This window comes from Chitinophaga lutea (assembly GCF_003813775.1).
In the GTDB taxonomy this organism is placed as follows: domain Bacteria; phylum Bacteroidota; class Bacteroidia; order Chitinophagales; family Chitinophagaceae; genus Chitinophaga; species Chitinophaga lutea.
Window position 1 is genome coordinate 1,208,409 of record NZ_RPDH01000001.1, and the last position, 25,333, is coordinate 1,233,741.

General features: G+C 54.7%; 19 protein-coding genes. 4 read left to right on the forward strand and 15 right to left on the reverse strand.

The window, feature by feature from the left end; translation table 11 throughout:
• Positions 1-201: 201 nt before the first annotated feature.
• From EGT74_RS04620 to EGT74_RS04635, 4 genes are read right to left on the reverse strand one after another with little or no spacing between them, the layout of a single operon-like run.
• A complete protein-coding gene (locus tag EGT74_RS04620; protein WP_123845355.1) occupies positions 202-1,020 on the reverse strand; it encodes an alpha/beta hydrolase in 819 nt (272 codons plus the stop codon).
• 9 nt (positions 1,021-1,029) lie between these two features.
• Positions 1,030-1,818, reverse strand: coding sequence for an alpha/beta hydrolase (locus EGT74_RS04625; protein ID WP_123845356.1), 789 nt, complete (start codon positions 1,816-1,818; stop codon positions 1,030-1,032).
• Positions 1,819-1,820: 2 nt separating this feature from the next.
• Complete coding sequence (locus tag EGT74_RS04630; protein ID WP_158618006.1) at positions 1,821-2,627, reverse strand: HesA/MoeB/ThiF family protein; 807 nt, start codon at positions 2,625-2,627, stop codon at positions 1,821-1,823.
• Positions 2,628-2,681: 54 nt separating this feature from the next.
• Positions 2,682-4,013, reverse strand: a complete 1,332-nt coding sequence (locus EGT74_RS04635) for a sensor histidine kinase (protein WP_123845358.1) — start codon at positions 4,011-4,013, stop codon at positions 2,682-2,684.
• A gap of 1,040 nt (positions 4,014-5,053) precedes the next feature.
• Between EGT74_RS04635 and EGT74_RS04640 the strand changes: the two genes are divergently transcribed.
• On the forward strand, positions 5,054-5,605 hold the full coding sequence (locus tag EGT74_RS04640) for a YqgE/AlgH family protein (protein WP_123845359.1): 552 nt from the start codon (positions 5,054-5,056) through the stop codon (positions 5,603-5,605).
• A gap of 79 nt (positions 5,606-5,684) precedes the next feature.
• On the opposite strand, the gene atpC is transcribed toward EGT74_RS04640, so the two are convergent.
• Entirely contained in the window at positions 5,685-5,936 is a 252-nt protein-coding gene (atpC, locus tag EGT74_RS04645; RefSeq protein WP_123845360.1) for an ATP synthase F1 subunit epsilon, read from the reverse strand.
• A gap of 38 nt (positions 5,937-5,974) precedes the next feature.
• The gene (gene atpD / locus EGT74_RS04650; protein WP_123845361.1) at positions 5,975-7,474 is read right to left on the reverse strand and encodes a F0F1 ATP synthase subunit beta; all 1,500 of its coding nucleotides are present in this window, start codon (positions 7,472-7,474) and stop codon (positions 5,975-5,977) included.
• 259 nt (positions 7,475-7,733) lie between these two features.
• Between atpD and EGT74_RS04655 the strand changes: the two genes are divergently transcribed.
• Positions 7,734-8,960 (forward strand): purple acid phosphatase family protein, encoded by a 1,227-nt coding sequence (locus EGT74_RS04655; RefSeq protein ID WP_123845362.1) that lies wholly within the window; start codon positions 7,734-7,736, stop codon positions 8,958-8,960.
• Positions 8,961-8,992: 32 nt separating this feature from the next.
• On the opposite strand, the gene EGT74_RS04660 is transcribed toward EGT74_RS04655, so the two are convergent.
• The 9 genes from EGT74_RS04660 to EGT74_RS04700 all read right to left on the reverse strand — a co-directional run bounded on the left by EGT74_RS04660 (position 8,993) and on the right by EGT74_RS04700 (position 21,746).
• The gene (locus EGT74_RS04660; protein ID WP_123845363.1) at positions 8,993-10,099 is read right to left on the reverse strand and encodes a hypothetical protein; all 1,107 of its coding nucleotides are present in this window, start codon (positions 10,097-10,099) and stop codon (positions 8,993-8,995) included.
• Between the two features lie 88 nt (positions 10,100-10,187).
• Positions 10,188-11,720 (reverse strand): SusD/RagB family nutrient-binding outer membrane lipoprotein, encoded by a 1,533-nt coding sequence (locus EGT74_RS04665; protein ID WP_123845364.1) that lies wholly within the window; start codon positions 11,718-11,720, stop codon positions 10,188-10,190.
• Between the two features lie 10 nt (positions 11,721-11,730).
• Positions 11,731-15,090 (reverse strand): SusC/RagA family TonB-linked outer membrane protein, encoded by a 3,360-nt coding sequence (locus EGT74_RS04670; RefSeq protein WP_123845365.1) that lies wholly within the window; start codon positions 15,088-15,090, stop codon positions 11,731-11,733.
• A gap of 30 nt (positions 15,091-15,120) precedes the next feature.
• Positions 15,121-16,080 carry a FecR family protein gene (locus tag EGT74_RS04675; RefSeq protein ID WP_123845366.1) on the reverse strand — a complete coding sequence of 320 codons (960 nt, stop codon included), beginning with the start codon at positions 16,078-16,080 and terminating at the stop codon, positions 15,121-15,123.
• A 64-nt stretch (positions 16,081-16,144) separates the two neighbouring features.
• Positions 16,145-16,768, reverse strand: a complete 624-nt coding sequence (locus EGT74_RS04680; RefSeq protein ID WP_123845367.1) for an RNA polymerase sigma-70 factor — start codon at positions 16,766-16,768, stop codon at positions 16,145-16,147.
• 147 nt (positions 16,769-16,915) lie between these two features.
• Positions 16,916-17,506, reverse strand: coding sequence for a hypothetical protein (locus EGT74_RS04685; protein ID WP_123845368.1), 591 nt, complete (start codon positions 17,504-17,506; stop codon positions 16,916-16,918).
• A gap of 166 nt (positions 17,507-17,672) precedes the next feature.
• The gene (locus tag EGT74_RS04690) at positions 17,673-19,142 is read right to left on the reverse strand and encodes a TolC family protein (RefSeq protein ID WP_123845369.1); all 1,470 of its coding nucleotides are present in this window, start codon (positions 19,140-19,142) and stop codon (positions 17,673-17,675) included.
• Positions 19,135-20,484, reverse strand: coding sequence for an ABC transporter permease (locus tag EGT74_RS04695; RefSeq protein WP_123845370.1), 1,350 nt, complete (start codon positions 20,482-20,484; stop codon positions 19,135-19,137). Before EGT74_RS04695 ends, EGT74_RS04690 begins: the two co-directional genes overlap by 8 nt.
• Before the next feature lie 11 nt (positions 20,485-20,495).
• Complete coding sequence (locus EGT74_RS04700; protein ID WP_123845371.1) at positions 20,496-21,746, reverse strand: efflux RND transporter periplasmic adaptor subunit; 1,251 nt, start codon at positions 21,744-21,746, stop codon at positions 20,496-20,498.
• Between the two features lie 301 nt (positions 21,747-22,047).
• Here EGT74_RS04700 and EGT74_RS04705 point away from each other — a divergent pair, with 301 nt between their 5' ends.
• Both EGT74_RS04705 and EGT74_RS04710 read left to right on the forward strand, forming a co-directional pair.
• Positions 22,048-23,208, forward strand: a complete 1,161-nt coding sequence (locus EGT74_RS04705) for a hypothetical protein (protein ID WP_123845372.1) — start codon at positions 22,048-22,050, stop codon at positions 23,206-23,208.
• A 129-nt stretch (positions 23,209-23,337) separates the two neighbouring features.
• On the forward strand, positions 23,338-25,239 hold the full coding sequence (locus tag EGT74_RS04710; RefSeq protein WP_123845373.1) for a DNA polymerase III subunit gamma/tau: 1,902 nt from the start codon (positions 23,338-23,340) through the stop codon (positions 25,237-25,239).
• The last annotated feature ends 94 nt before the right edge of the window (positions 25,240-25,333 follow it).

Here is a 25,333-nt window from a genome sequence, read left to right on the forward strand (position 1 = left end):
TCTTTTGTCGCACATTATTTCAGGAGATTATCCGGATTCCTTTACCGGACCGAATCCCAGTAATGCGGGTATTCGTGGAGGTCATTATGTTTTTCCGCCTTTGTGTGACACACCTTATTGCGCCGGCAATTAATGCGGCTTCCCCCGATATGCGGGTATCCGCGGAGGTTATTGTGTTTTCCCGCCTTTGTGTGACGCACCTCATTGCGCCAGCAGGGAATCGAGCTTTTCCCGGTAATGCGGGTATTCGCGGAGGTTATTGTGCTTCCCGCCCTTGATGGTCACAAACTCATCGCCTTTTTTGAGCAGCGTATCCAGTTTTTTCCCGGATGCATAGGGCACCGTTTCGTCTTTGGTGCCGTGAAAAATCGTGACCGGGGCGGAAACTTTGGGAAGGTATTCGTTGGTGGGCAGATTGAACTCGAGCAGCAGGCTGTACGGGTAGATGGGCGCGGCTTCGGAGGCCACGTCGCTCAGGCTGTAGTAGGGCGTTTCCAGCAGCAGGCGCTTGCAATCCCGCACGGAGGCCAGTTGGGCGGCGATGCCCGTTCCGAGCGACTTCCCGTAAATCACGATCTGCCATGGCGCGAACCGCGTGCGCGCCACTTTGTACATCAGCAGCGCATCTTCGTACATGGCGGCTTCCGTGAGCCGCCCGGTGCTTTTGCCGAACTCCCGGTAATCCATCATCAGCACATCGTAGCCGTGCCTGGTAAAATCAGGCGCCACTTTGGCGTATCGGTTGATATTGCTGGAGTTGCCGTGAAAGTACAGCACCATGCCGCGCGGGCGCTCGGCCTTGAACAGCACGGCGCTCAGTTTTACTTTTTTATTGACGGGAATGAGCAGCTCCTGGAAAGGGATGTCGAATTTGTACTGGTAGTTGGCCGGCAGCACCTCCGGGTGGAAAATCAGTTTATCCTGCACGAAATACAGCACGATACCCGCGGTAAAATACAGCGCGATGGCCCAGATGGCGATTTTCTTCACATATTTCAGCGTCTTGCTTTTCGGTTCCATATGACTGTTTTATTCCTGCAGGATGTCCCTGATGAATGCATGATATTCCGGAAAGGATGGCAGGTTGTTATGCCTGCCGCCCGTGATGCGGATGAGTGTGATCCTCCGCGGATTGAGCGCCTGCAAATGTTCGCTGTGCCGGATGGGGATAAGCCGGTCTTTGGTGCCGTGCAGGATGTACGTATGGCATTGCACTTTCCTGATCCACAAATCCGTCCGCAGGTGATAGCGCAGCACCCAGCGCAGCGGTAAAATAGGCAAAAAACGTTTCACCACGCGGGCAAAACTGTAATACGGCGCGTCCAGTATCAGGTAGCGGGGATGATTGTCGCTGGCCAGTTTGGCGGCGAACCCGCTGCCGATGCTGCGGCCGTACACGAGTATATGGTTTTCCGGGTGCACGGCGGTGAGGGAGTCGTACACGAACTGCGCGTCGTGCATGAGCTGCGACTCGCTGCGTTTGCCCGTGCTTTTCCCGAAACCGCGGTAGTCGATCATCACCACCTCGTAGCCGTAGCGGGTAAAGTCCCTGGCGAACTTGCCCCAGCCCTTGATGCTGCGGGTATTGCCGTGGAAATACAGCAAAATGCCCTTGGGCTCCGCCACCGTAAAATGAAGGCCGTTGATGCGCACGCCCGGCGCCGGTTCGAAGAACAGTTCGCTGAAAGGCTGGTCGTACCGGAACACAAAATCCGCCCGCAGCTTCTCCGGCTTGAAAATGAACCGTTCCTGGATAAAATACACCAGGAGCAGCAGCAAGAGGTAACCGGCAATGATGTATATGATCGTTGGGGACATGTTTAGTCTTCCACGTCGGGCACCACTTCAAGCCCGTACTCGTCTGCCGTGAGCAGGCCGCGTTCCTTTACGGCCGCCACGCCCGTGGCATCCAGCGCCAGTTCCGTTTTTTCGAACTGCTGGTGCAGGTAGTTGAACGAGTGCATTTTTCCCGCGAGGCCCGGCACACCGGCCAGGTATTTGATCACTTCGTTCACCATCAGCAGGGCCGTAGCGCCATGCGTGGCGCCCATGGCGCCGGCGTCGAAGTTCCGGAACTCGTCCACCTGCAATTCGTTGCAGCGGTACGAACCGGAGCGGCTGCCATTGTCGAGCAGCATGTTGAAACCGCCCCACCAGGCTACCCAGTTATGCACTTCACCGGTGATGAAAGGTTTGTCCTGCAGCAGGCAGGCATCGCTCACCACCAGGTGCGTGGCGCGGTGCTGCGAGCAGTCTATCACGAGGTCGAACCCGCTGATGACCTGCACCGCATTATCGGGCCGTACCTGTAACAGGAACGGGTAATGCTTGTTCCACGGATTGAGGGAAAACAGCCGGCTGGCGGCCATTTTGGCTTTATGCTTGCGCAGGTCCTGCATGTTGAAAAGCGGCTGGCGGTGGAGGTCTTCTTCCAGTATCACACCGTAGTCCGCGATGCCGATCACCCCTACTCCGGCGGCGCTGAGGTATTGGATGAGGGGACTGCCCAGCCCGCCCGCGCCGATCACGAGGATGCGCGCGTTCTTCAGCGTTTCCTGCAGGCCGGCGCCCATGCCCGGCACGGCGATGGGGTGTTTATATCGTTCCAGTTCTTTTTCTGAGAGCATGTATGGTAGCTGTTGATTCATGAATGAACCACAAAGATAGGTAGAAAGCGGTTTTTATTCCTGCGGGAACTCCATGGTGAAGCGGCTTCCCTTGCCGAGGATGCTCTCCACCCTGATTTTGCCCTTGTGCGCGTCCACGATGGCTTTCACATAACTGAGGCCCAGGCCGAAACCTTTCACGTTGTGCACGTTTCCCGTATGCGCGCGGTAAAATTTTTCGAAGATGCGCGACACCGTGTCGCGGCTCATGCCGATGCCGTTGTCCGCAATCGAGATCACCAGGTTCTTGCGGGTGTTGCTGGTGGAGATGCGCACTTCGAGATTATCTTTCGAGTATTTGATCGCGTTATCGAGCAGGTTGAAAATGAGGTTCGAAAAATGCACTTCATCCGCTTTGATGATGGGCTGATGCGCGTTGAGCTGCAGGTCTACCCGGCCGTTCTTGCCGGCGAGCTGCAGCTGCAGGTTTTCGACGGTGCTGGAAATGAGCTGGTGCACGTCGATCGGCTGCAGGTTCAGCGTGATCTCTTCTTTTTCCATCAGGGCGGATTGCAGGATGGATTCCACCTGTTTGTTCATGCGCCGGTTCTCTTCCTTGATGATGCCGGAGAAGTAACGGATTTTTTCCTTATTGTCCATCACCCGTTCGTTGCCGATGGCGTCGATGGCCAGCGAAATGGTGGCCAGCGGCGTTTTCAGTTCGTGGGTCATGTTGTTGATGAAGTCGCTTTTGATTTCGGAGAGCTTTTTCTGCCCCAGCATGGTGCGGATAGTGAGCGCAAAAGCGGTGACGATGATGATCGTAAACAGGATGCCTCCGAAAATCATCCAGCCCATCCATTTGAAAACCGCGAAGCTGCTCTTCGGCACGAACACGATGAGGGCCTCGGTGGCGGGCTCGTTGATGTCTTCGAACAGCGGTGAAATGAAACGCTCATACAACAGGGAATCTTCCGCCGCACCCAGCAGCCTTTCTCCGAAAAGCGGAGACGCCAGTTGCGGGAGGCCGCTGCTGACGATACCGAATTCAAACACCGTATCGAGCTTGCGGTCCTTCATCGCTTTCTTCAGCATGTCGCGCACTTCGGGTTGGGTGAAACGCTGGCTCACGGATACATTGGGCTTCACTACTTCGGGAATGAAAATGGAGCCCGCCACGCCGGCCTGTTTGTACTGATCCATTTTCAGCACGTTGCGCAGCTGTTTTTTGCTCACCACCATTTCTTCCGCAACAACGGAGATCGCTTCGACCATCCGTTCCTGTTTTTCTTCTTTCTTGATGAGCGCAGCACTGGTGATCCAGCTGTATTGAATGTAGATGATACCCAGCAGCGAGAGGGTGATCAATGCAATGATGACAGGAAATATCTTCTTTAAAGGCAACATGTTACGGTCCGGTATAAAACGATAAATATAGGGAAAATCCCCTCCGCAAGAACTAATTGCTATAGCAACTATGATACAAAATTAAACCGCCAAAAGGCTTATCCATTGGGCGATCCGCAAAAAGCGTCCACTTTAACGTAATTTTAACGCAGATTTTATGCTGTAATTCTTAGCAGTTTCCATAACTTTGCCTTGTCATCTGGTACCAAATTTGCAGTACACAGATAACACACAAAAAAGCGAATAAACTTTCTACATACATCGACGTGGATTCGTTCCATAAGCGATTTAGATTTTGGTTGATAAAATGGTAAGGGATCTGTCTAGGTCCCTTTTTCTTTTCCCCTACTCCCCGGCTGCTGGGTACGTAACCGTAAATCCCGGATTCATTTGTATTTCAATGAGATAGAGCGCTTCCATGGGGATGCGTGACGGTATTGCGTGGGCGTGGTTGCCGTCATTCAGGCAGGCGCCAGTTGTCGGTACCGGAAAGCGATATATGTCCGATGAGATTGTATTTCAATAAGATAGAAATCCTGACTGTCGCTCCGGGCGCAGCGCAGCGCTTTACCCCCGGGTAACGGCCAACCCGGTGGCTGTAAAGTAGTTTGACCGACCCGTAATTCCATGCGCCGGGCAGGCGCCCGCCCGAAAGTTAAAATAGCATCAGAATAGGTGAAGATATCAGAAAGAGCCGTTTTCAACGAAGGATCAACGAAGCTTCCCCGGGTGTTCAACGAAGGAACACCGGAATTCTCATCCTTCGTTGGAGGTTCGTTGGACGTTCGTTGAAGGTTCGTTGAACACCGTGCAAAGGCCCGCCTGGCGTGGGGCGTTTTTCTGATTGTTTGGCTGGTGGCGGGTTTGCTCATGTCTTTCCCCCTCTTTTTCCGGGATACCCTCCGGAGCCCTTAAACAGCCGTTTCTGCCCCGTTTATCATAAAAATGACCAAGTCCCCATCCCCTTCAAATTATCCAAAAAATAACGCCTGTTTTCCCTTTTCTTGGTTAAATTTGGTTTGAGCTCAAGGAAAAAAGGTATGGATACATTGGCGCCAGGAATATTGCTGATAGCGGACCCTTTTCTGAAAGATCCGAATTTCGCCCGGACGGTCGTCCTGCTGTGCGAACACCAGGAAGAAGGCAGTTTCGGTTTCGTGGTGAACCGGCAGTTTGAACAGAAACTGGACGAGCTCATCCCCGCAGTGCTCACCCCCAACATCCCCGTATTTTTCGGCGGTCCCGTACAGATGGACACCATACATTTCATTCACCAGCTGCCCGACCTCATCGAGGGCGGTTCCGAAGTATTCCCGGGTATTTACTGGGGCGGCGATTTCGCGGCCGTGGTGGAACTGATCAACGCCGGCGTGCTCGACCTGCAGAAGATCAAGTTCTTCATCGGCTACTCCGGCTGGAGCAGCGGCCAGCTAGAAGGGGAACTGACGGAAAAGAGCTGGATCATTTCCAGCATCAACCCGCCCGTCCTCTTTTCCGGCGACGAGCAGGAGATCTGGAAGCAGTCCCTCCAGGATAAAGGCACCAACTTCGCCATGATGGCCAATTTCCCCATCGACCCTTCCCTCAACTGATTCGATACCACCTGATTCGATATAAAACAAAAAAAGCCGGGCGTCAAGCCCGGCTTTCTGTATTATATGCCTTTTCGGTTTAAACAACGGCTGCGCCTTCTACCAGCACGGTGGCCTTGTTGTTCAGCACCTCCACGAAACCACCTTCGATGGTGTAGTGTTCCATATGGGCCTTATCTTTCAGCACCTTCATCTTGCCTTTGCCCAGGGCGGCGATCAGGGGTGCGTGGCGGTCCAGTATCTCGAAGGAACCGTCCACACCCGGCAGCTGTACGCCATAAACGTCGCCTGAGTAAAGCTTTCTTTCCGGTGTCAATATTTCCAATAACATGTTAATCGGTTTAGTGATTGTTCATCCGGCCGCCTGCCTTATTTGGCAGAAGCCAGCAGTTTCTTGCCTTTTTCGATAGCATCGTCGATGGAACCTACCAGGTTGAAGGCTGCTTCCGGATACTCGTCTACCTCGCCGTCCATGATCATGTTGAAACCGCGGATAGTTTCCTCGATGGGAACCAGTACGCCTTTCAGACCGGTGAACTGCTCTGCCACGTGGAAGGGCTGGCTCAGGAAACGCTCCACGCGGCGGGCGCGGGATACGGTGAGTTTATCTTCGTCGCTCAGCTCGTCCATACCGAGGATGGCGATGATGTCCTGCAGCTCTTTATAGCGCTGGAGGATCATTTTCACACGCTGTGCGCAGTTGTAGTGAGATTCACCCACGATAGCGGGGCTCAGGATACGGCTGGTAGAGTCCAGGGGATCCACCGCAGGGTAAATACCCTTGTCGGAGATCTTACGGGACAGTACGGTGGTAGCATCCAGGTGGGAGAAGGTAGTTGCCGGAGCCGGGTCGGTCAAGTCATCCGCCGGTACGTATACCGCCTGTACGGAGGTAATGGAACCGTTTTTGGTGGATGTGATACGCTCCTGCATCAGGCCCATTTCAGTGGCCAGGGTGGGCTGGTAACCTACCGCTGAAGGCATACGGCCTAACAGCGCGGATACTTCGGAACCTGCCTGGGTGAAACGGAAGATGTTGTCTACGAAGAAGAGGATGTCGCGGCCGCCACCTGCGGTACCGTCGCCATCGCGGAAGTATTCCGCCATGGTCAGACCGGAGAGGGCCACACGCGCACGGGCGCCGGGAGGTTCGTTCATCTGGCCGAAAATGAAGGTCGCCTGTGATTCTTTCAGGGCTTCACGGTCTACGGACGCCAGGTCCCAGCCGCCATGCTCCATGGATTCTTTGAATTTATCACCGTAACGTACGATGTTGGCTTCGATCATCTCGCGCATCAGGTCGTTCCCTTCACGGGTACGCTCCCCTACACCGGCGAATACGGACAGACCGGCGTGGCCTTTTGCGATGTTGTTGATCAGCTCCTGGATCAATACGGTTTTACCTACACCCGCACCGCCGAACAGACCGATTTTACCACCTTTTGCGTAAGGCTCGATCAGGTCGATTACCTTGATACCGGTGAAGAGCACTTCAGTATCGGTAGCGAGGTCTTCGAAACGGGGAGGCTGACGGTGGATGGGAGCGCCGTTGGTCGTGTCCAGCTGGCCCAGACCGTCGATCGCTTCACCTACCACGTTGAACAAACGGCCTTTGATGGCATCACCGGTAGGCATTTTGATGGGGGCGCCTTTGTCGGTAACGGCCATACCGCGCACCAGGCCATCGGTAGAGTCCATGGCTACGGTACGAACGCTGTCCTCGCCCAGGTGTTGCTGCACTTCCAGCACCACTTTCTGGCCGTTTTCACGGGTGAGTTCGAGGGCGTTATAAATTTCGGGCAATTTTCCTTCAAAATGCACGTCCACAACGGGACCGATGATTTGTTTGATCTTACCTGTGTTAGGCATATTTCTTAGTGATTTATAAATTAAAAGCAACTCACAACAGCAACTCACAACAAAGTACGAGTGATGTACTAAACGCAAAATTTGCGCAAAGGTAATGTTTGAAGCCTGAAAACCCAAAATAATACGAATTTGTTTAAAGGTGATTTTCGTCAGGTTTCCCTTTGCCCGATCACATATTAAGTTTGTGTTATAAGATAGAATTTTCCGTCTCCGCGCCCTATTTTTACGCCGCTACTCAATTCTTTAAAATCCTTCTCTGATGAGCGAAAAACACGTTACCGACCGCCGGAATTTCCTCGGCACCCTGACCAAAGCCGGCATCATGGGCAGCATCGGCCTTACGCCGCTGGCCGCCGCCGCCAAAGCCGTTACGGACACCGAAGCGGCCATCGAACCGGCCGCATACGCATTTGCCTGCCCGCCGTACCTCCAAAACCCGGAGCCCACGGCCGTTACCATCATGTGGATGAGCAACAGGCCCTCCTACGCATGGGTGGAGCACGGGGAAACCGAAACGCTGGGAAAAACGGCCCACCACTCCGAAGGCGGGATCGTAGACTCCTACAATACCCTGCACCGGGTGCGCCTCGAAAACCTGCAGCCGGACACCACTTACTATTATTGCGTCAAATCGAAGGAAATCGCTGATTTCCAGCCTTATAAGCTCACCTACGGCGAAACCATCAGCAGCCAGATGTTCAGTTTCAAAACACCGGCGCGCAAACCGCAGGAAGTGAGCTGGCTGGTGCTGAACGACATTCACGACCGCCCGCAAAGCATCCCCCACCTGGTGGGCCTGAACAAAGACCCGTACGATTTTGTGTTCTTCAACGGGGATATATTCGACTACCAGACGGACGAAAAACAGATCATCGACCACCTGCTCCAACCCGCCGGCCAGGCCTTCGCTTCGGTGAAACCCTTCATCTTCACCCGCGGCAATCACGAAACCCGGGGTAAATTCCGCCGCGAACTGGGGAATTATTTCGACGGCCCCTACTATTTCACGAAAACATGGGGACCGGTGCATTTTACGGTGATCGATACGGGAGAAGACAAAACGGACGACCACCCCGTGTATGCCGGCATCGTCGATTTCGACAAATACCGCGAACAGCAGGCAGAATGGTTCCAGAAAGTGGTGCAGACGCCGGAGTTCAAAAAAGCGCCTTTCCGGGTGGTGATGATGCACATCCCGCATTATTATTCGGGCGACTGGCACGGCCCCATGGAATGCCGCCGCCTCTTCGCGCCGCTGTTCGAAAAACACAAAATAGACCTCTTTCTCGCCGGCCACACCCACCGCTACGGCGTACACCAGCCGGTGGCCGGGCAGCACGCCTACCCGATCGTGATCGGCGGCGGGCCCAAAGACGGCAACCGTACCCTGATCAAAGTGAAAGCGATGAATAAGGATTTAAATCTCGTGATGCTGAAAGACGACGGAACGGAAGTGGGGAAAGTGGATTTGAGGAGTAAAAGATAAAACGAAAAGGAGCGGTTTTACCCGCTCCTTTTCTATTGCTTCAATTTTTTGACTGCTTCGCGCAGTTCGCTTATTTCTTTTTTCTGTTCAATCAGGTACAGCGTCAACTCTTCGATTTTCTGCAGTAACCTGGCGTTCATGTCTCCCAGGTCGATACCGTTTTTCTTCACGGTTGCTTCCGAAGGAATGTCCGGCAAATGGCCATGATCTTTGATAAAAGTCTCGACATCCTGCAATGTCCGTAGACTGTAACCGGGTTTGAATACAAAATCAGCCCAGGTTTCGCTGGTCACTTTCACCCTGCGTGCACCAATCGTTCCGCCCACGGCGAGTTTATAATCAGCCGGAGGTGATGTTACACCAATCCCTACATTCCCGGTGACCCGCTGCACAACAAAGTGATATTTGCTGTCCTGGTCATTCCAGATAAAAAACTGGTTGCCCGTACCGCCGAGATGATTGCTGCCGACCTGCCAGCTACCGCTTGCGGTGGTATAGGTCCAGTCAGTTTCCGCCACGAATGTGTTTCCCAGGAAGTTTGAATTGCCCAGCACAACAAGATCGCCATTGGGCTGCAATTTCATTTTGGCAGCAGGCGTAGTGCCCGCATTGGTACCAAATAAAAGCGGATGATTACTGTACGATGCGATATAGGTGCCGTTAACCGAGTTATCCGTACTGCTGATTATCGTCTCCACGCCTCTGGTATGGTCTAAAAAATCTACGGCCGGTGTTTGTACGCTAGAGTTTACGGTCCGCAACAGGAACCCGACGCTCGCCGGTGTTTCTACATGCAGTTTGTAAAGCGGCGTGTTGGTCCCGATACCGACATTGCCCTGCACAAGCAGGTCTTTATCGAGAAAAAGCTTGGGATAATACATGATGCCACTGGTTCTTTTCTCAGCGATCAGATGTTCTGTACCATCGTTAAAATACTCGAATACGGCCGGGCTGGCGTTAATATACCGCATGAAATAGTGCTCCGTGCTGTTTTTCCCGAACACAAAAGTGGCATTATCACCAGCATTCAACACGTCCAGCCTGGAAAAAGTGCTTTGGGCCGTTGCCTGTGTGCCCGAACCTGCGGCCATCGCCGCCATTGCGAACAGGCGCAAACAATGTTTTTTTGAAATGAACATAGATACAGGAATTTAAGATTGAAGCGAATATACAAAAAAGGACAGGCCATAACAGCCTGTCCTTTTTCAGTATAACACCTCGTAACAGTTAGTCTTTCAATATCCACATATCCGCGTTCACATCGTCGTTCCCGCCATACTGCGCGCCGATGGCCGACTTCACGTGCTCGCCGTTGTAGTCCAGCTCTTTCTGCGGGTACAGCCAGCGTTTGGGGATACGGTCGGGCATCACGTTCTGGTTGGAGGCCGGGTTTACCGGGAGGGCCGGGTAGCCGGTGCGGCGGTATTCGTAATACCCGCTGAACGGTGCGTGCAGGAAGGTGGCGATGTATTGCTGCGTGATGATCTGCTCCAGCTGGGCGGCAGGTGTGGCTGCAAACACCACGCCGGGGCCGGCCAGGTAGGTCAGGATGTAGGCAGCGTCTATCTTCATGTTGTGATGAAAACGCACGTCTTCCGGTGTATTGGAAGCCACGAACTCCATTGCGGCGGTAATGCCCTGCTTGTAATATCCTTCCGCGCCGGTGATCCATCCTCTTACGCCTGCTTCGGCCAGCATGAATTTCAGCTGCGCATAACTCAGCAGGCAAAACGGTTCGCCCTGCGGAATTTCGGTATAACGTTCGTTCATACCACTGAAATCTTTGCTGCTGGCCACTTTGCTGAGGTCGGAATAAATAGCGGCGGGGTCCACGCCTTTGTAAGCATCCCAATCGTTCACCGGCTTGCCAGCCGTGATCTGTACCGGCGAAGGTTTCGCGTAGTAGAACAGGCGGCGGTCCTGCAGCGTTTTCAGGCGGTTGATCAGCACGTCGGTCACCATGTTGTAGATGATGAACTGGTTGCCTTCCTTGAAGAAGGGGTACTTTTGCCCTGCCTTGTCGGAATATTTCAGCGCGAAATTATCCGCATTGCTTTCAAACACGGGGCGGCCGGTCACGATCTGCTGGAAACGTTCCTTCACTTTCAGATCGGCATCGCCAGTTTTTTTGTACAGGTTGATGAGCACGCGCAGCTGGAAGGTATTGGCCAGCTTGCGCCATTTGGCCACATCGCCGTTATATACCGGATCGCCATCGAACTTGCCACCTTTGGAAAACAGCACGTCGGCGGAATCCAGTTCGGCCAGGATGCCTTTGAACACTTCTTTCTGCGAATCGTATTTGGGCTGGATGATATTCTCCGATTCACCGAGCAGAGCCTGGCTATATGGCATATCACCTACCCGCATGGTATGTTGGAAAAATCTCCAGGCACGTAGGAAGTGGCCCAACCCTTTATACGAATTGTACTTCTGCTGGTCGGTAGCATATTTGATCATCTGCGGCACGTTGTTCAGTATTACCAGCCCGTCGAAATCGGTACGACCGAACTTGTTGTACTGCGTGTTCTCCGGGAACTCGGACCAGGCGATGTATTTGCTCAGCATAAAGTTTTGCAGGAACCCTTTCTGCGTGGAGATGTCGTCTTTGGTGATGTTCAGGATCAGTCTGGTGGCCAGCATGCCGGACGTTACGTGCGTCGGTTTGTCCGGGTTGGTATTGATCTCTTCAAACTTGGAGCATCCGGCCGCCATAACAACCAATGCAGCTACGATGTATCGTGTGATATTTCTGGTCATTGCATTCAATTTAAAAGGTCACCTTGAGGTTCATACCAATGTAACGGAGCGAGGGAGAGCTCACATCGTCGTTGCCGCTGTCCGGATCCACGAACCGGAATTCCTTGGTCTTCAGCAGCAGGTTCTGCCCGGTGATGGCCACGCTGGCGCTGCGGGCGCCGATCCTCGCCGCCGCGGAGGCAGGCAGGCGGTAGCCGAGCGACAGGTCGCGGAGCTTCAGGAACGTCGGGTCCAGCAGGCCGCCGGCAACGCCGCCCTGGTAGTTACGGGCATAACTTTCGTAAGACACTGCCTTGTCGTTCTTCGCATACACCCGGTCGTCTTTGGTGATCTGGCCGTATTTGTCGCGCTGCGCGCTGCCCGATACCACTTTCACGCCTTCGCCAACGTAGTTGGTCTTCCCGTTCACCACCTCATCGTACCGCCAGGGGTTATCACTGTCCGGGTGCGACCCGGTATCCCACATCTTGGAGTTGGTGTAGTTGTTCAGCAATCCGCCTACCCTGCCGTCGAAGTTGAAAGACAGGCTGAAGTTGCCGTAGGTGAAGGTGTTGCCCCATCCCCAGATCCAGTCGGGGTCGGAGTAGCCGATGCGGGTAGGATAATCGCTGTCGAGCGGCATGCCGTTGCTTTGGTGGATGAGGTTACCCTGGGGGTCACGTTCCCAGGCGTACACGGTGGCAGCATCTGTACGTGCGCCCACTTTGGTCCAGAGGTTATCTGCGGAATACACGGAGTCGAGCGACTTGTAATACCGGCGGGAAGTAGACCAGTTCACAATGGTCTCCCACTGGAACTTGCCCTGTTTGAGCACGGTAGCATCGGCCGTGACCTCGATGCCGCGGCGTACGTACGTTTCGTCGATGTTGACCGCTTTGACTCTAAACCCGGATGCGGAAGAAATCAGGGCATCTTCCTTGAACAGATTGTAGGTGAATTTATTATAGTAAGTAGCATCCAGCCGGATCCTTTTTTTCAGGAAATACGCCGAGGAGCCGATTTCCCATGTTCTGTCCGTCCGGGGCCTCGAGTCGGCACCCAGCAGATTCGTTGGATAAGTAGCGGCATTGTAGGCTTCCCAGGCGGCACTGGTAATGGTATAGGTACGGTTGGTAGCATACACGGGGATGTCGTTTTTAGACTGCGCCCACGAGCCTCTCACTTTCCAGAATGTAAGCCAGGCTGGCATTTGCATGAACTCAGACAGTACCACTGAAGCGCCATAGGAAGGGTAAAAATAGGACCCGGTATTCTTCGGCAATGATGAGCTCCAGTCGTTACGCCCTGTTACATCCAGGAAAACGCGGTTACGCCATCCGAGGCTGGCTTTCGCAAAGAGGCTGTTCACCTGCTTCCGGCTTTGTGAAGCGGTCACATCGGCTCTTTCCACAGACGATGCCAGTGAATAGAAGCCGGGAATACTGAGGCCGTTGCGGGTGGAGGCGTTGTTGTACTCGTCTTTGTAATAATACACCGTTCCGCCCGCGAGCGCGTCTACGGCAAAGTCACCAAACTTTTTATCGTATGTCAGGATCAGATCGTTGTTGGTGCTGTACCCGGTGGCGCGGTTCTGGGAATACATACCCAACGCATGCCAGCCGCGGGTGGCGTTGATGCCTTTGGGGTTGCGGCGCGTTTCGTTATTGCCGTAATAATCCCAGCCGCTGCGGAAAATCACTTTCGCGCCTTCGAACAGTTTATAGTTCATGGTGATGCTGGCGTTGAGCGTATTCTGGTCGATGCCGCGCAGTTTTTCGTACGCCATCAGGTACGGGTTGTCGTACCAGGCATTGTACATCCAGTTCTGTTTTTCGTGCGGCGTTACCCAGTAATCGCGGTACTTGCTGAGATCGTATTCCGGACCGGTCCACATCAGGATATTGTAGATATACCCCTGATCGCCATACCCTTTACCGGCAATCTGGGGGCTGAGCCTTTTGTTGTAACCCATATGGCTTTCCAGTGAAAAGCGGTCGCCCAGCTTGATTTCGCCGCCCACGGTGAAGTTCATCATGTCGAGCTTGGCGTTGGGGTACTGGCCTTTATCGTGGATGTGCGACATCGATACGCGGAAGCTCCCGTACTCGCCGGTTTGCGCCACGCTGATGTTATTATTCGTCACATACCCGGTCTCCAGGAAGTTGCGGAAGTTGTCTTTCCCGCGGGAGGTCAGTTCCATGTTTTCCATCTGTTTGGTTTCGGGATTCCACTGCATGGCTTTTTGCCCGATGTCCAGTTTGGCGCCCCATACATAATCCGTGGGGTCGTACTCACCGCCGAGGCCGGCGCTATAGGAGGTCTGGCCTTTGGGCAGCGCGAGGAAACCCGCGGTGAACATGGTGTTGCTGTTCACGGAAACGGAAAGCCCTTTGCCGCTGTTACCTTTTTTGGTGACGATGATGATGGCGCCCGCACCGCCCCGCTGGCCGTACAAAGCCGCGGCGGTAGCGCCTTTGAGGATGTCCATGCTTTCAATATCGTCCGGGCTGATGTCGCGCAGGGAAAGGTTGCCGTACGGCACCCCGTCGATCACCAGCAGCGGCGAGGCGCCGCGCAGTTCGATGGAAGGCGCCTGGAAAAACTCCGTGCTGTTTTTGATGAGCAGGCCCGATACTTTACCCGTGAGGGCGGTACCGATGTTGGTGCCTTTCACGGTCTGCACCGCATCGCCGGAAATTTTCTGCACGGCGTAGCCCAGTGATTTTTCTTCGCGTTTGATACCCAGCGCCGTCACCACAAACTGGTCGAGCACCCGGTTTTCCGTAGCCATTTCGATGTTGATGGAGGAACGCCCGTTCACAGGCACTTCCAGGGCGCGGTAGCCCAGCATGTTAAAAACCAGCACCGCGTTATCGGGCACGTTTTTCAGGCTGTACTCGCCGTTGGGGCTGGACATGGTCCCGATGAGCGTGCCTTTGATGCCTACCGCCACGCCCGGGAGGGCGGCTTGTGTGGCGGAGTCTTTGATCACACCGCGTACTTCGATGCGCTCCACCGGCGCAGTGATCGTATGCTGCTGCACGAACGGGATCGCTTCCACCGGTTTGATGATATAATGCTGCAGGCCGTTCGGCGTCATGGTCAGCCCCACCTGTTGCAGGCGCTCCCTGAGCTCGCGGTCCCAGCCGTTTTTGATCAGGGTGGCCGCACTGGCGGCACGTACTTTTTTATGTCCGATCAGTGCCGCGTTGTAGCTGAACTTCACGTTCAGCGCGGCCTCCAGGTCGGCCAGCAACGTGCTCAGCGAGGTCTGCTGCGCACTGGCGCCATAGGTCCTGGCAGGGATCATCTTCGACGTGGCGTATGTCTGGGAGTAGGCAAACTGATGGCTGCCAAGCAGGATCAAGCCGCCCAGTAATGTTATTCGCATACCTTCGGATTCGTTAGTTAAGAGTAATGACTACTTTGTTTTTTTCTGAATTAGGATGATTGTTTGGTTGATACGTTGTGCCTGCAGGTCAAAAGTCTGTTCCAGTGTTTTTATCGTTTCTCTAATATCAGCTGATGATAGGTAACCCGTGAAAACGAGCTGCTGCAGCGAAGGATCTGCAAACCGCAGTTCCTGCCCGAACTCTTCCCGGATGTGTTGCGCCACGCCCGCGAGCGTTTCGTTGCGGAAGGTCATGAGGTGATCGCTCCAGGCGGAATAAAATAAAGTATTCACCGGGCGCCGCGACAAGGTCCTGGCCGCAGGGTCGAAATCGGCCATCTCACCGGGCTTCAGTACCATTTCACGGATGGCCTTCTGCGTGGCGGCCATGACTTTCACGCTTCCCCTGGTGAGCACCACTTTGGCTTTGCCGCCGCGGGCATCCACGTTGAAAGCCGTTCCCAGCACTTCCACGTCAAACGCATGCGGTGTATGCACGATGAAGGGCTTCCCGGCATCGGCTTCTACCGTAAAGAAGGCGGCGCCGGTGATCTCCACGTCTCTTTTATCTTTCCCGAAACGGCCGGGTACTTTTAATACGGAACCTGCTTTCAATTGCACCACCGAGCCGTCGCTGAGGTGGACGGTTTTGGAGACGCCTTCGGCGGTGTACAAGGTATCGGCCGGCCGGCGGCTGAACCAGTACAGGCAGAGGGTAGCGATGGCACCGACCAATACGGCGGCGGCAGCGACCCGCGGCCAGGTGAGGCGGCGGTAACGGACCGGCGCTGCGGTAATAGCCGTGAAGAGCTGATCTGCCTCTTCCACCGTCATCTGCGGGCCGTAAGCCTGCAGTTCATCAGGCATGGGAAGGTCATCGGCGCTCCCGCCCTCCAGCAAATATTCGCTGATCTGCTCCTTTTCTGCGGCTGTGGCGTCGCCTTCGGCCAAACGAATAAAGAGTGTTTTAATGTGTTCCCTTTCCTCCATAATGTGTCTCCAGTAAGTAATACGACCGGGAAGGCAGGAGGGACGACTGTGCCTGAAAAAAAATTTACATTTCGGTCTGAAAGGCTACTGCTATGGCTATGGCGACCAGCATGTGGTTATGGCCGCCCAATTGTTCGCGTATCACGCGTGACGCTTTTACAATCTGATCTTTCACTGTATTCCGGGAAATGCCTAGTCTGTTGGCTATTTCTTCGTGGCTCAGGCCTTCTAACCTGCTCATTTTAAAAATCTGCCGGCGTTGCGGCGGAAGGCTCTCGATTACCTTCGCCTGCGCGGCTTCCAGCTCCCGGATGATCACCCGGTGGTCTGTACCCGCCTCGCTGCCGGGCTGGTGATATAAGATATGTTGGCGCAGCTTTTCGCTGTGCATGGCTTTTTTAAGATAATCGAACACGTAATTGCGGATGGCCGTGAAAAGGTAGGCTTTGATGGACAAACCGGCATCGAGGCCGCCGCGGTTGAGCCAGGTTTTCATAAAAACCTCCTGCACCGCATCCAGCGCTATTTCCCTGGAGCGGGTCAGTTTGACGGCATAACCGAAAACAGGTTGATGGTACTTGTTGAACAGGCGGCGGAATGCGGCTTCGTCGCCCTGGCTGACCAGTTCGCTTAAGCGCACATCATCTTCCGTGGCGTATTCATTGTTCACATCAGTGTTCATATACATGTGGCGTACAAAATATCAAATAAATGCAAATTCCGGGAATCGGGAGATTAATTTTCGGTAAAGGCATTCTTTGATGTCAAGATACGCAATTGGAGCAGAACCGTGCATAGCGGCAAGGCACCCTTTTGTTAACGGGGCTGTTAACGCTTATTTGGCCGCCGGCACACAGGCCCAGGGGTCGGCATCACCGGGGGCGGCGCGTTTGTCTCTCGACCAGCAGAAGTTCATGGGCTGGCTGGTGACGCTCAAGAGGGAGATATTCACTTTGGTGCCCTTCCGGGAGTTGGAGGCCTGCACGCTCAGCGCGCCCTTCTCGGGGATATTGTGCACCGTATATTGTTCTGTTTTGAAAACGCCGCCGTTACCGCGGAGATACTGCACCTGCACGACTGCATTGTCGAGCGGGTACTCCGTCTGGTTGCGCACGGTGATCCGGAGGTCTTTGATGCCTCCCAGGAAGCCGGTTTTATAGTCGCCGGTATTGACGGAGATGTATTGTTTCCAGTTACGGCGGAAATATTCCCGGCGGTCGATGAACTGCGCCTGGGCCTGTACCTGCATGTCTTTCCGGTCGGCAATCTGCTGGGCGGTGCGGCTGGAGAGGGTGAGACTGTTGCGGAGGTCGCGGTTTTCACGGATAAGGCGCTCATTTTCGCGGAGGAGCTGGCCGGTACGTTTCTGTTCGGCGCACGACCTGATGCCCAGCGCCACGATAAAAACCCCCAGTACCGCAAACATGATCCATTTTTGACTCATACCCTCTTCACAGAAAAAATAATGCCGGATTTACAGGAAATCCGGCATTTGTATAATCGGGTAAAATGGCGCCTGGTCACAAAAGGGCGTTAAGCGGGCTTTGGTTGTGCTCCGTTTCAGGGAAGCGGGCCCGTCCGGAAGACTCCTCTCACCTTTCCATAAACTCGTACCGGATTTTCCGGTCCTGCTCAAAATCGTACAGCGTCAGGCGCCGCACCGTATAATATGCGTTCCAGAAGGAGCGCAGGGCGCGGATGTAGTTCTGGCTGGCGCCGTCTTTTTCGGATTGGGCGAGGTTGAGGTCCGTGATGGAGATTTTACCGATCAGGTAGCGCTGCTTGGTGATCTCATACCGCAGCTGGGCGATGGTATCCGCCTTGGCGGCGCTGGCGAGCAGTTTTTTCTGGATATTGAATTGCTGCGTTTGCAGGTACACTTCCTGCTCGAAGGAGCGCTCGGCCTGCTGTACGTCTATTTCGATGAGATCGCGGTTGGCCTTCGCCTGCCTTACCCGGTTGCGTGCCCGGCCCCAGTCCATGATCGGAATGGCGATACCTACGGAAAGATTCTGCTGCACGTCGCCACCGCGGTATACACCGCCGAAAGTGGAGTCGTTGTTCGACTGCCCCAGCTGCGCGCGGAGATTGAGCGAATACCCGCTGTTGCCCCGCGCCTCGGCCACATCCTGCTCCGCCTGCAGCCGCCGGCGGCGGAACTCCAGTACGCTCTGCCGGTTGTTGCCGGCTTCGGCTATCGCCTTGTCCAGCGGCACATTGAACAGGGGGGTATTGTTAGGCAGCGACAGTTCGATCGCCGCGTCTTTCGGCATATTCAAAAACCGTTTCAGCTCCTGGTACGCGATCTCTTTCTGTAAAGTGGCCTGCTCCAGGGAGTTGCTGGCGTTCAGCAGGCTCAGCTCGATCTGCAGCAGTTCGTTTTCGGCGATCTTCCCGAGATCGAAGCGGCCCTTGGAGATTTTATACAGCGTGTCGGTATTCTGCACATTGAGCTGGTAGATCTTTTCCTGCACCTGGGCGGAAAGCGCCGCGAAGAAATAATCGGATGCGTCGAGCGCCACCCTTTCCAGGTCTTCGATATACGTGCGCTTGCTTTCTTCGTAGACAATGGGCGATATTTTCCGTTCCCAGTAATAGGGATTGTAGACCACCGACGGCTGGTTGTAGTTGATGGAAAAAGGTGTGGCCAGGTAGGCGGTGCGCTTGTCGGGAGAAAACTGGTCGAACCGTGCGAGGTCTGACCGCACGGAAAAGGAACCACCCGTCCAGGGCACGATCTGGCGCAAGCCCAGGCCGAGGGAGGTATTGGAAGTAGACCGGCGGCGGTATTCGATTTTCCCGTCCGGCTGCAACACTTCCACGGTTTCACCGAGCGGGCTGCTGTTATTCTGCAGGTCCAGCAGCAGCTGCGGCAGCTGGCCGGCCCGGAAATACCGGTAGGCATAGAGCGAGTTCATGGCGCGGCTCTGGGCGCGGTAATAGGAAGGCGAGCTGCGCTGCGCCATGCCCACCACATCGTGCAGCACCATTTGCTGTTGCGCGGATAGACTAACGGTGGCAAAGGTGCAAAGCGACAGTAAAAAAATCTTTATTCTAGGCATGGCGTAAACATTCAATCGGGTTCTGGTTAGCGGCCTTCCGTGCCGGCGAGATGCCGAAGATGAGCCCTACGGAAGAAGCCAGTACAAAAGATAACAGGATGGAGATAACGGAAATGATGGTTTTGATATCGGCCACCTTGTCGACGATATACGCGCCCAGCACCCCGAGCAGGATGCCGATCACCCCGCCGCAAAGGCTGATGAGCACGGCTTCGAACAGGAACTGCATCACGATATCTCTTTTCTGCGCGCCCAAAGCCATGCGGATGCCGATTTCTTTGGTGCGCTCCAGCACGGAGGCGAGCATGATGTTCATGATGCCGATGCCGCCTACCAGCAGCGAGATGCCGGCGATGGCGCTGAGCACGATGTTGAACACGTCTTTCGTTTTCTGCTGTTGCTGCAGCAGCTGCTCGGGAATGCTCACTTCAAAGTCCATCACATCGCTGTGCCGGCGCTTCAGCATGCGGCTGATGATGCCGGCGGAAGCGGTGAGCTGTTCGGGCTGCTGCACTTTCACCACCAGCTGGTCGAGCTGGTGAACGGAAGGATTTTTACTCTGATTATTGTTGCCGCCGTCGTCTTCAAACCAGCCCCTGTGCTCGATGCGGATGGCGGGGTTGCGGAAACGCACGAGGGTGGTGCGGATGGGCACGTAAATATCCATGTTGTAGTCGCGGATGCCGAGGTTCTGCTTGGTGGCGCTGCTGATCAGTTTTTCGTCCGTAACGGCGATCACTTTCAGCCACTGCGAGCCGCATTTGATCACTTTCCCGAGCGGGTCCTCGGAGATGAAGAATTTCCTTTTCACGCCGGCGCCGATGATACAGACGCCTTCCCCGCCGAGCAATTGCTGCTCGTTGAACATCTTGCCCGTGGAGAGGCCGATGTTGTTCAGCGCGAAAAAAGCCGGCTCCACGCCCACCATTTTCAGCCGCTTGCTTTTGCCGCTGTAAATCACGTCCTGGTCCATGATCATCTCCGGGCTGATGGCTTCCACGGTGGGCACCATTTTCATGATGCTGTGCGCATCCTGAAGGCTGAGGCCTTTGGAGAACTTCTTCTTTTCTTCTTCTGTGTTTTTCCCGGCCGCCGTTTTTTCTTCCTCCTCCTTTTTATCTTCCAGTACGGGTTTGATCACGATGTTGTTGACGCCCACCAGTTTCATCTGGTTCATGATCTCTTCTTTGGCGCCGCGGCCGATGGCCAGCATCGCAATCACCGCACCTACGCCGAAAATGATGCCCAGCGCGGTCAGGAAAGACCTGAGACGGTTGGCCACGAGCGAATCCAGCGCAATGTTGAGATTGTTCATGTTACGGGCTCCCCATATTTTTCGCATGCTGTTCGTTTTTATTTGAGGAGGGTTAGCTTGTTGTCTTTCGCGGACGGCGGTTCGGCCATGTAAAGGCGGTCACCTTTCTCCAGGCCTTTTTCCACCACCACTTCTTCGTCGTTGCTTTTACCGAGTTTCACCTCGCGCTTTTCAACGGCGTTGCCTTTACTGATATACACGAAGCTGTGCGTTTTTTCGCTGAACACGCATTCGAGCGGGATGATCAGTTTGTCCGGTATCTGGTTGATGAGGATGTTGTTGGAGGTGGTCATGCCCGGTTTCAGGATGGAATCCACCTTATCGAGCTTGATGAGCACTTCGAACACCTTGGCGTTGGAACCGGGGCGGTTTTCGCCGATATTGGCCACGGAGGTCACCACGCCGCTGAGTTTCACCTCGGGAAAGGCGTCGAGGCCCATGGTCACTTTCTGTTCTTTTTTGATTTTGCTGATGTCCACTTCGTTGATATAGGTTTTGGACATCATGCTCGACAGGTCCGGCAGCATGGCGAGGCGCGGGTCCCAGGAGCGAATGGCCGAGCCGGCTTTCTTTTTACCGCCCGCCGAATAATCCACGATGTAGACGAGCAATCCCTTTTTGGGGGCGGTGATGCGGAATTTGTCGCGCAGCTCCACCAGGTTGGCCACCTGCTCCTGGCGGCGCTTCACCTCGCGGGCCGCCTGGTCCATTTTGGCGGAGGCCTGGCGCTGCTGGATCTTGTATTTCTCCATCAGCTGGTTGAGGTCTCGCTGCGCCTTTTCGAGGTCCAGCTCCGCCTGGCGGATGGTTGCCGGCGGCTCATATTTGCTCAGTTCCAGGGCCAGTTTTTTCTGCTCCATCTGGAAACGGAGGTTCTGCATATTGTCACGCGATTCCCGCATCTGCAGCGTGGTGTCGAGCGAGGTCTGCGACAGGGTGGTGATCGCCCGGTCGAGCTCCAGCTGCACGTCCCCGATTTTTTTGTTGACCACGGCCGGGTCGAGGGAAGCGATGTAGTCGCCTTCCTTTACATGGCTGCCTTCGGCCGCCATGTCCTGGATCTTGATCTCCTCGTAAATCTGGTTGGACTGCAGGCCGGACGGGGCCTGGATATACACGGTGTTTTCCGCCATCAGTTCTCCGGCACTGACCACCACGTCGCGGAAATGGCCTTTCTTTACTTCAGCCAGCGGGATGACGCCCGTGGGTTTGCTTGCAAACACGTAATAGGCAACGATCAGGCAAACAACAAGAGATGCGGCGATGAGCCACCATTTTTTCTTCAACATAGGTCAAATGCATGTGTGTGTTATGTGACTAGGGTAAATTGCGCTCGGTATCCAATGCCGCTTCTTCTGGTTTCCTTTCAGGGATGCACGGGTTCCTATTTTCCATAAAAAAGGGACAACAATCTTCAGAATATTATTCCACGCGGAACATTCTGTCATAAATATATACGCCGAAGACTAAACGAAATGTTAATTGTGATGGGCGATGCCGGTTCCGGGATAAAACAATAAAAAAACAGGGCTCTCTGCACGAAAGTATTAACGGAACGACATTAACTTTTATTTTTGCAAAATGATCCCGATGCGATTAATTGTTGTCAATGATGCCAAAACCGCCCGCCAGTTCCTGGACGTGCATGTGGAGCTGAACCGTGGGCACGAGGGCTGGATCCAGCCACTGGACAAGGATATAGAGGAGGTGTTTGACCCGGCAAGGAACAAGACTTTCCGTTCGGGGGAGTGTGTGCGCTGGATTATGACGGACGAAAAAGGGCGGCTGACGGGACGGATTGCCGCTTTTGTCAACAAGCGGTATAAAACCAAAGGCGACGATGTGCCCGTAGGCGGCATCGGCTTTTTTGACTGCATTAACGACCAGGAGGCCGCCAACCTGCTGTTCGATACCGCCAAGACGTGGCTGCAGGAAAGGGGAATGGGCGCCATGGACGGGCCTATCAACTTCGGCGACCGCGACCGCTGGTGGGGGCTGCAGGTGGAAGGATATGTAAACCCGCCCTACGGCATGGCCTACAATCCCCCCTATTATCAGCAACTGTTCGAAAACTACGGGTTCGGGCTGTTTTTTAACCAGATCTGTTTCGCCCTGAACGTGAAAGACCGCGTGCAGGAGAAGTTTTATACCCGCCACGCGGCGCTGGCCAAAGATCCCGCCTACTCCGCCAGGCACATCCGGAAGAACCAGCTCGACAAGTTCGCGCAGGACTTCACCACCATCTACAACAAAGCCTGGGCCGGCCATGGCGGCGGCAAGGAGATCACCAAGGAGCAGACCATGCTGATTTTCCGGAAGATGAAACCCGCCATGGATGAGAAAATCGTCTGGTTCGCCTATCATAACGACGAGCCCATCGCCTGCTGGCTGAACCTGCCGGAGCTGAACCAGTACTTCAAACACATGGGCGGCAAATTCGGCCTGCTGCAGAAATTGCAGTTCCTCTGGCTGAAATGGACCGGCTCGTGCCGGAAGTTTACCGGCATCGTGTTCGGGGTGGTGCCAGAGTTCCAGGGCAAAGGCGTTGACGCGTTCATGATCATGGAAGGCGCCGCCATCATCCAGGGGCAGCACCTGTACGACGATTATGAAATGCAGTGGATCGGCGACTTCAACCCGAAAATGATCAACATCGCCGAAAGCCTGGGCACGTACCGGAGCCGCCGGCTGGTGACCTACCGTTACCTGTTCGACCGGCAGAAGGAGTTCAAACGGCACCCGATCCTGTAATTCCCGGCCTCAAAAGGGAAGGGCGCCCTCCCAGCCCCGAAGCCGCCACCAGCCCGGAGCAGCGAATTCACTTTTTAATTCCTGCTTTTTGCTTTACTTTCGAACTTTGGAAAGGAGTCAAGTCCCATCATGGAAAATTTTATTGTATCCGCCCGTAAGTACCGTCCGCAGAACTTCTCAACGGTAGTAGGGCAAGCCCATATCACCACGACACTTAAAAATGCCATCCGCAACAACCAGCTGGCGCATGCCTTCCTGTTTTGCGGGCCGCGCGGCGTGGGTAAAACCACCTGCGCCCGTATTCTGGCCAAAACCATCAACTGCGAAAACCTGCAGCCAGACGGGGAAGCCTGCAACGAATGTAATTCCTGCCGCACCTTCAACGAAGGCAGCTCCTTTAATATCCATGAGCTGGATGCGGCTTCCAATAACTCGGTAGACGATATCCGCACCCTGGTAGACCAGGTGCGCTTCGCCCCCCAGGCCGGCAAATACAAGATTTATATCATAGATGAGGTGCACATGCTCAGCTCCTCGGCGTTCAACGCATTCCTGAAAACGCTGGAAGAGCCGCCCTCATATGCCATCTTCATCCTGGCCACCACGGAAAAGCACAAGATATTGCCCACTATCCTGAGCCGTTGCCAGATATTCGATTTCAAACGCATCACCATACAGGACACGGTGGACCACCTCCAGGAAATTGTGACCAAAGAGCACATGACCGCGGAAGGCGACGCCCTGCACCTCATTGCGCAGAAAACAGACGGCTGTATGCGCGATTCCCTCAGTACGCTCGACAAAATCGTGAGTTTTACCGGGGGCAAACTGACCTACCAGAACACCCTCGAGCACCTGAACATCCTAGACTACGATTATTTCTTCAAGGTGATGGATGCCGTGCTCGTACAGGACGTGGCCGGCGCCCTGCTGATCTTCGATGAAATTCTCCAGAAGGGCTTCGAGGGCGACAACTTCCTCGGGGGCTGGGCCGAATTCCTCCGCAACCTGCTGGTGTGCAAGGAAGAGAAGGTGCTGCACCTCATGGAAGTAAGCGCCAACCTCAAAGACCGCTACAGGCAGATGAGCGGGCGGGTGAGCGCCGCTTACCTGGTGACCGCGCTGCACCTGCTGAACGAAACCGAGATCGGCTACCGCATGGCGCGGAACAAACGGCTGCATGTGGAAATGGCGCTGATCAGGCTTTGTTACCTGCAGCAGGCCGTCACCCTCGTGAGCAACGATCAGAGCGGTGAAGTGGTAAAAAAAAACCTGATTCCTGAAGGCGCCCCGCAACGGCTGAGGGCCCCGATGGCGCAGCCTATTTACGGCAAACCCGCCACCAGTAAGACAATCACACCCGAAGCACCGCGCCTGACGATAGAAGTGGAGAAAGGCGCCCAGGCGCCCGCCGCCAATACCGGCCATACCCAGCCGGCCCAACCCGTACAGGCCGCACCCGCGCCGCCGGCAGCATCCGCTCCGGCCGCCCAGCCATACACCGCGCCTGCTCCGCCGCCGGCACCCAAGCCCGCCGCCACCGCAGCGCCGCAAACCAAACTCACCGGCCTGGTCGCCATGCGCGAAGCCCTGGCCGCCAAACAGCAGCACGAAACCGCCAACGCAGCCGCGGCCGCTTCTTCCACCATCGCCTTAACGGCCGGCGCCCTCGTGGTGTACTGGGAAGAATTCATCGACCGCTTCCGCCAGGCCAATAAAATGACCATCGTGGGCAACCTCCAGCTGGCGCAGGTAGTACTGCTTGCCCCTGAAGAGATCGGGCTCATCAGCCGGAACATCGTGCAGTTCCGCTTCATGGAAGAAGAAAAACTCGAAATAGCCGATTTCTTTAAGAAGAAATTCCGGAATAAAGACCTGGTGCTCACCCTTTCGCTCGACGAAAGCCAGCAGGAAGTGGCCGATACCGGTCCCGCCCCGCTCTCGAGCCGGGAGCAGTTCGCCCGCATGATCGAAAAATATCCGCTGGTGAAAGAGCTGAAAGACAGGCTCAACATGGAACTCGATTTTTAAATCCGGTCCTTTTTGGATAATATCTATTTTTTAAACACCCTCCACCCGTATGCTTTGCGTTTTTGCGCAAAAACTTGTAGGTTTGGGCAAAATT